This is a genomic window from Streptococcus mitis subsp. hohhotensis, assembly GCF_020089495.2.
GTDB lineage: Bacteria > Bacillota > Bacilli > Lactobacillales > Streptococcaceae > Streptococcus > Streptococcus hohhotensis.
Map to the genome: position 1 here is coordinate 1 of NZ_JAIRCA020000026.1, position 7,256 is coordinate 7,256.

The window sequence follows — 7,256 nt, forward strand, 5'->3', positions numbered from 1 at the left end:
GTGATAATGTAGTTAAGAAGACAACAACTTACGCGGTCAATGTAAGTACAGGTCACCTTACTCCAACAGAGAAAAAGGAAGTGTTCAAGAAAGATGGTGCCAAATCAACAGTTGTCGTTACATCGATAGAGCCAAGCGTTCGTTATGAGAAAGACGCTACGAGAGCTAAAGGAGGAGCACAAGTTACAGTAGCTGGTACTCCAGGAACTAGAACAGTCACTACCACATATACTGTTAATCCGACAGATGGTAGCCTTATTCCACATGAAGGAAAACCAGTTATCAAATCGTCAACTCCTACAGTGATCAAAGTCCCAGCTAAAGATGAGGTTGAATACCTCAAAGAAGGCGATGATGTTGTTAAGAAGACAACCAGCTACCAAGTTAATGCAAGTACAGGTGGCCTGACTCCAACAGAGACAACAGAAATCTTCAAGAGAAACGTCGCTAAATCAACAGTTGTGGTTACACCACTTGAGCCAAGTATCCGTTATGAAAAAGACGCTACGAGAGCTAAAGGCGGAAAAAATGTAACAACAGCTGGTACTTCAGGCACTAGAACAGTAACTACCACCTACACGGTTAATCTTACAGATGGTAGCCTTATTCCACATGAAGGAAAACCAGTTATCAAATCGTCAACTACTACAGTGGTCAAGGTCCCAGCCAAAGACAAAGTCGTAGAAACCCCGATTGAACCAGAAGTGGAATACATTAAAGATGTTGAAAAAGACTTCGGTACACCAGCTCAGCATACTGAGGGTGAAAAAGGTAAAATAATTACTACAACCACTTACGATGTAGATCCAAAGGACGGTCATATCACAGAACACGTTGGTAATCCAGTCGTCATCCCAGCAGGTAAGACAATCGTTAAAGTTGGTGCGAAAACTAAGGTTGAACAATCTAAAGATCCTGAAGGTCGTGATGTGATTGATACCACTACCTATGAAGTTGATCCACAAACAGGTAAGGTAACTCCGACAACGACTACAACGTATGGACCAATAAGTAAGAAAGGTGAACCAGAAGTTCAAACAGAAATCCCAGAATACACAAATCCAATCTCGTCAAATGGAGTGGATGGAAACGGAAACTTCATAGATCCGCCAACAGTTGAATTACCAAAATTTAAGGGTGGAGTGAATGGTGAACTACCTGGTTCAATTACTTTACCAGAATTAACTATTGAGGTTCACTGGATTGATGAAGACGGAAATATATTGAAATCATCCGTTAAGACAGGTAATGAAAAGGATGCTGAACATGGATCAATTCCAGGATATGAATTTGTACGAACTGTGATTGCTGAAAATGAACCAGTACTTACCCACATTTTCAGCAAAGTAAGTGGAAGTACACATTCAAATCCAGCAACTCCACCTAAGGTAACAATTTTTGAAAATGGTGTATTACCGGATTCAATTGAATTGCCAGAGCAAATGATTGAGATTCACTGGATTGATGAAAATGGAAATGGATTGAAATTATCTGTTAAGACAGGTAATGAAAAGAATGCTGAACATGGATCAATTCCAGGATATGAATTTGTACGAACTGTGATTGCTGAAAATGACCCAGTACTTACTCACATTTTCAGAAAAGTAAGTGGAAGTACAAATCCAAATACAATTCCAGTTGCACCAGTGACACCTGATACGAATGGAGGTTCTGGTCAAGATACACCTGCACCAGCTACTCCAACTCCAAATGCAGTTACTCCGAATACAGATCAGGTAGATACTAAGACTACTGTTGATAACGGAGCTAAGTCAAATAATTCTCAAACTGTATTACCGAATACAGGAACAGAATCAAATGTGACTCTTGCATCTCTAGGACTTCTTGGTATGCTAGGCGGTCTCGGACTTGCTTTTGGAAAGAAAAAGAAGACTAAAGTAAAAATGTAGTTAAAATCTGAACTGTTCATTGTTAAGTGGACAATAAATGTAAAAAATCAAGAAACGGCCTTGTTCCTCATTTCAAGAGGTACAAGGCTGTTGTTGTATTCTAGCTTCAATCTGCGATACTCATTTGAAATCAAGGTTCCCCTTTTGTTGATAGACTATTCAAGAAATATTGTTGTATAAGTATATGCTTTAAAATTATAGGTGAAAGGAACCAATGATAGGATTTTTAATTAAAACTATTATATATTTGTTTTTTAAGGAAGAAATTTATTTTTTTGATTTTGTAATAATATAAAGTTATATTTATAGGATATATCTGAAGAAGATTTTAAAATTAAGGATGGGATATTTATCGTTATGCAGAGTTGTTTTTAATTATTATATATTTGCTGATTGCGCTTTCTTTGGATTGCTTGCATTTACACCATTTTAATTGACTAAATATATTGAAAGTGGTATAATCTAGCTGTCAAAACTGTGATGTGAAATGTCCATCATAGTGGTTTTTATTGTTTTATTCCCAGAGGGAATATTGCTTTTAATTTGATTTTGTATTTTAACATAAGGAGGAACAATGGAAAATAAATCAAATTCACTCAATAGAATCAAGCGCCAGCAACGTGAAAAAGTTTTGCGCTTTTCTATTCGTAAGTATAGTTTCGGTGCTGCTTCAGTTGCTGTTGCAGCGCTGATGTTTTTAGGTGCCCGCGTTGCGAGTGCGGATAGTGTAGTTGACAAGACTTCACAACTTAATGCGGGTGTAGTAAACCCTAAAGGTGAGGCCGAATTGCCTAAAGAGAGTCCAGAATCTACTGCAAACAAAGTAGATGAAGGACATAAATCTCCAGAAAATCAATCGCCTGCAGTTCCTGTAAATAACGCGCCTACAGTTGATAAAGCCAAGTTAAGAAAAGTAGTTGAAGAATTAAATGCTCTTCTTTCAACTAAATTAAACCTTGACGAGTCAGTAGTATCACCTATTAAAGACAGACTTCAAAAAGGGAAAGAATCCCTAGAAAGTTCTGAGCTAGCTCAAAAGGATATTGATGAGCTTGCGGAACTCTTGTCTAAAGATGTGACAGTCGTATCAGCTGCTAAGGAATCAACTGAGGTTCAAGTAGATAAAAAAGTTGATAAACAAGTAGATAAAACTGAAAAGCAAGCTGATAACCTAGCCAACCAATCTTCTCCTGAAGTAAGCGTAAGCGAAGAGAGCCAAACTGTATCAGCTAAAAAAGATGCTTTGAAAGTATCTGTAGATCAATTGAAGGCAGCAGTTTTGGAATTGCCTGAGCGTGAGACTAGCAAAGAAGTTCTTGAAAAAGCCAATGAACTATTGGGCTTAGCTCAAGGTGTTCTTGAAAATACAACAGTTTCTCTGAACGATGTTGAAGAAATGAACAAACGTGTGAAGAGAATGTTTAACTCTGTTAAAAACGCTACAACACGTTTGACTTCAGGTGCTCGTGACCCACGTAATGGCAAGAGCATGGGTCAAGGGACAGGTGGAAGAGCTGCAACGGTATCTTCACAATGGACTAAACAGGATAACTTGTTAATCTATCAACGATTCCGTGCAACTGATGGTAATGGAAACATTAGGAATGACGATAGACAATTCACAGAGAATAAAGTGGATATGACAGCTCGAACTCAGATGATTGATGGGCAGAAATATCTGGTTTACGATGTCTTCTTTAATAACGATGGGCGCTCAATGGTTGGATTGAGTAAACAACAACTATATAATGTTCTTTTACCTTCAAAAATTATAGATTTGAACTCTGATGGATCTTATAAGTCAGATGATATACGAGACTTGTACTTTGAAAGCTATCGTAGAAATAATCCAAATGAAGGTGGGACTCTTTCTCAAAATCCTGATAAATTCAGATATGAATCAACTCAACAGTTTCACTTTTTAAATGATCGTGATCAATCTAAAGGTGCACTAACATACCTTGTCAATGTAGGTGTTCGTCAGAGTAGTGATTCATTTAATAAAGATTTGAATCAGTATTTTAAAAACAATAGAAGTGATCAATTTTTAAAAGAGGCATCGACATTAGATGGAGTGCACAAGAGGTGGAGTTATGGTATAGGGGTGAGAACCAATGATGCAACAGCTGCTGTACATATGCATTTTAAATTAAAATTAAGACCAGGTGTAACTGATGAACAAATTCAAAAAGCATTTACTCTAGCTATTGCAGGTACTTATGGACCGACAACAAAACAATCGTATGTTTTTGGATCAGGAAAAAATGATAAAGAAAATGTAGAACCGACTGTTAAACAAAGTACAAAATACCCTATTATCGGTAAAGAGGTTACAAAGAAAGTCGATGAACCTCTTGGAAATTTAAATAAACCAGTAGAAATTGGTTTTGTAGCGCGTAAGGATGGAAGTACAAGTTTTCCTAACAACACGTCTTGGAGTTGGCCAAATGGACAACCAAGTACTGGTACAGCAGGAGTATTCCAGCGTCAAGTAAAAGCTACCTACAGCGACAATTCTTCAAATACTGCTACTGCTACATTAAAGGTTATTCCAAATCAACCTACTATTGATCAAAGCTCTGTAAATGAAAAAGCAGGGAAGACTGGGCAAAAGGTTACTGTAAATGTCGGAAACGGAGTACCGAACAATTCTAAAGTTAATATTTATGATGGTGATAAAATTATTGGAACTGGAACAACTAATGGAGGCACTGCGACAGTCACAATTACAGGAGCTCTACCAGAAAAGCCAATTACAGCTGAAACAGTTGTGAATAATGGTGGAACAGTAACTTCTGAACGTAGTAATCCTGTAAAACCAACTCCTGAACGAGATACCCAAAAACCTACATTAGAAATTTCACAAAAAAGCCAAACAGTAGAAGAAGGTAAAACAGTAACCTTCACAATAACAGCAAAAGATGATAAAAGTGTTACTATCGATCCTGATGATTTCCTTAAAAAATATGGTGATAGACTTCTTTCTCGTCAAGCAACAAATAAAAATGTAAGAATTACTAAAACTGAAAAAGTAATTGAAATTACTATTACAACTAAGAAAGAAGACGTTGGTGGACCACATGAGATTACTTTCGGAGCTCATGATGATGCAGGTAATAAAGCTGACCCTGTAAAATTTACTTTCAATGTAACACCACGTGATAACCAAAAACCAATCGTTGAAGTTGGCGGAATTCGTTTAACAGAGAATGAACCACAATCTGCTCAGTTTTATGTTTATCGTGGAGCTACATTTAATCCAACTGTGAAAGCCTGGGATAATTCAGGTAACATTACTTCTATGAGTGTTGAGAACTTACCAAATGGATCTAAAGCTCAAACTTATACACCTCAAACCGGAAAAGATGGAAGTACGGAAGATAAAAAATACACTACGAACCTATCTACAGGAACAGTAGCTGATACACAGACACTAGGAGATCACGTAGCTAAGTTCAAAATTTCTGATGGTGTAAATAGTGCTACCTATCTGATGAAGTATAAAGTTGTCGATGTTGTTGTGGAAAACACACCTAAGACAGTCGAATTAAACAGCAAGTCAGGTGATCCAAATGAATACCTAAATACAGCCGGTAAGCAAGACAAGTCAGGTAAACCAGTTGTAGAATCGCAAGCAGATGTCCACTTCCCAGGAGGAATGAAATTCCGTTGGGACAATGCTAACGGATCAGATACGAATATAACTTTATCTAAAGTAGGAACACAAACTCATAAGGCGATTGCGGTGTTCCCTAAAAATCCAAGTAAGCGTGGTAGTGTCCAAGTATTTGCACCAGAAAAAGCTGAGAGAAATGTTGTTTTCAATGTAGTGGATAATGAAAAACCAAAAGCAAGTCTAAATGGAAAAGAGTTATCAGAAACTGCTAATGAACCAATCTTTACAGTTTATCGTGGAGCTACATTTAACCCAGAGCTAAAAGTATCGGATAACTCTGGTGTGATTTCTAAAGTAGAAGTTAAGGGAGGACTTCCAAAAGGAGTGACTCCAGATCCAGGAGTAACTCCATCTACATTTACAGCTCAAACAGGTAAAGATGGAAGTTCAGAGGATAAGAAATATAAAACTCGCTTATCTTCAGGAACTGTATTGGATACTGAAACTTTAGGAGTACATGAATCAACTATTCACGTAGAAGGAAGTAATCCTTCAGATAGCCGTGATTTCAAATTCAAGTACCGCGTAGTTGATATTGAAACGAAAAATGTTGATAAAAATAGTATCGCAAAAGTACCAGTTGCTTCAACATTAAATAAAGATAATAGTTCTAAAAATATTGATGCGCATAACTATCTGAAAGTAGTCGATAGTGAAGATAAAGCAGATCGTGGTAACAATTATTTACCAAGTGGTATGACTTGGACATGGAAAGACAGAAACGGCGTTAATAAAGATCGAGGAACAACACTTGACAATTCAGGTAAATATACTCGAACTGCAACAGCAATCTTCCCAGGCACTAAAGCTAATAATATGACAGATGATACTAGCACGACCAGAGATGTATTTGCACCAGCAGAAATCAAGCGTAAAGTAATTCTAGCAGTAACACCAACAGCACCTACCGTAGAAGGTAAAGAGAATGGTAGTGTAACAATTACCCCACCAAAACAACCTGATAGTACTAATCAACAAGATATTGATAAAATTACTCTTACTTATACACCGACAGGTCAAACAAGTCCAGAAACTGTAACAGTTACGAAATCTGGAAGCAAATGGACTGTAAATGGTAAGTCTGATGATAAAGTATCAGTATCACCTGAAGGAGTTGTAACAATTTCTGATGCTGAAATTGCAGATAAAACAGAAGTAACTGCAAAAGTTTCTAAGAACATTGATGGTGTACTTACTCTTGAGAGTCCTGTAGCTAGAGGAGCAGCAAATGGACCTTTAGCAGCTGAGGTTACAAACCCAGCACCAGTTCCGGAAAAAGCACAAATTACACCAGTTACAGTTGTGACACCTAACAAACCAGGTTCAAGCATTACAGTAGATGGCCCAGTAAATGGTTTAACAGTAGATGAAGAAGGTAAACTTAAAGGAAAACCAGAGGTAAATGATTGGAAACCAAAAGAAGAAGAACGCACAGTCGAAATTCCGGTTAAAGTTACAAAAGGTGGCGAGACAGTTACTGTGAAAGTTCCAGTTCCAATTTTACGCGATACAGATGGAGACGGAATCCCAGATAAAGAAGATTCAGATGATGATAACGATGGAATTCCAGATGAGGAAGAAATCAAAAATGGAACAAATCCAAAAGTAGCGGATAACTTAACAGGAACAGTAACAGAAAAAACTGTACCAGAGAAAAAACCAGTCCCAGC

At 37.4% G+C, this 7,256-nt stretch carries 2 protein-coding genes; both read left to right on the forward strand.

From position 1 onward, the window contains the following. Positions 1–1,910, forward strand: a 1,910-nt coding sequence (locus K4Z77_RS08925; protein WP_224219103.1) for a G5 domain-containing protein, incomplete at its 5' end; no start/stop codon positions are given. Positions 1,911–2,484: 574 nt separating this feature from the next. After that, on the forward strand, positions 2,485–7,256 hold a 4,772-nt coding region (locus tag K4Z77_RS08930; protein WP_224219104.1), incomplete at its 3' end, for a YSIRK-type signal peptide-containing protein.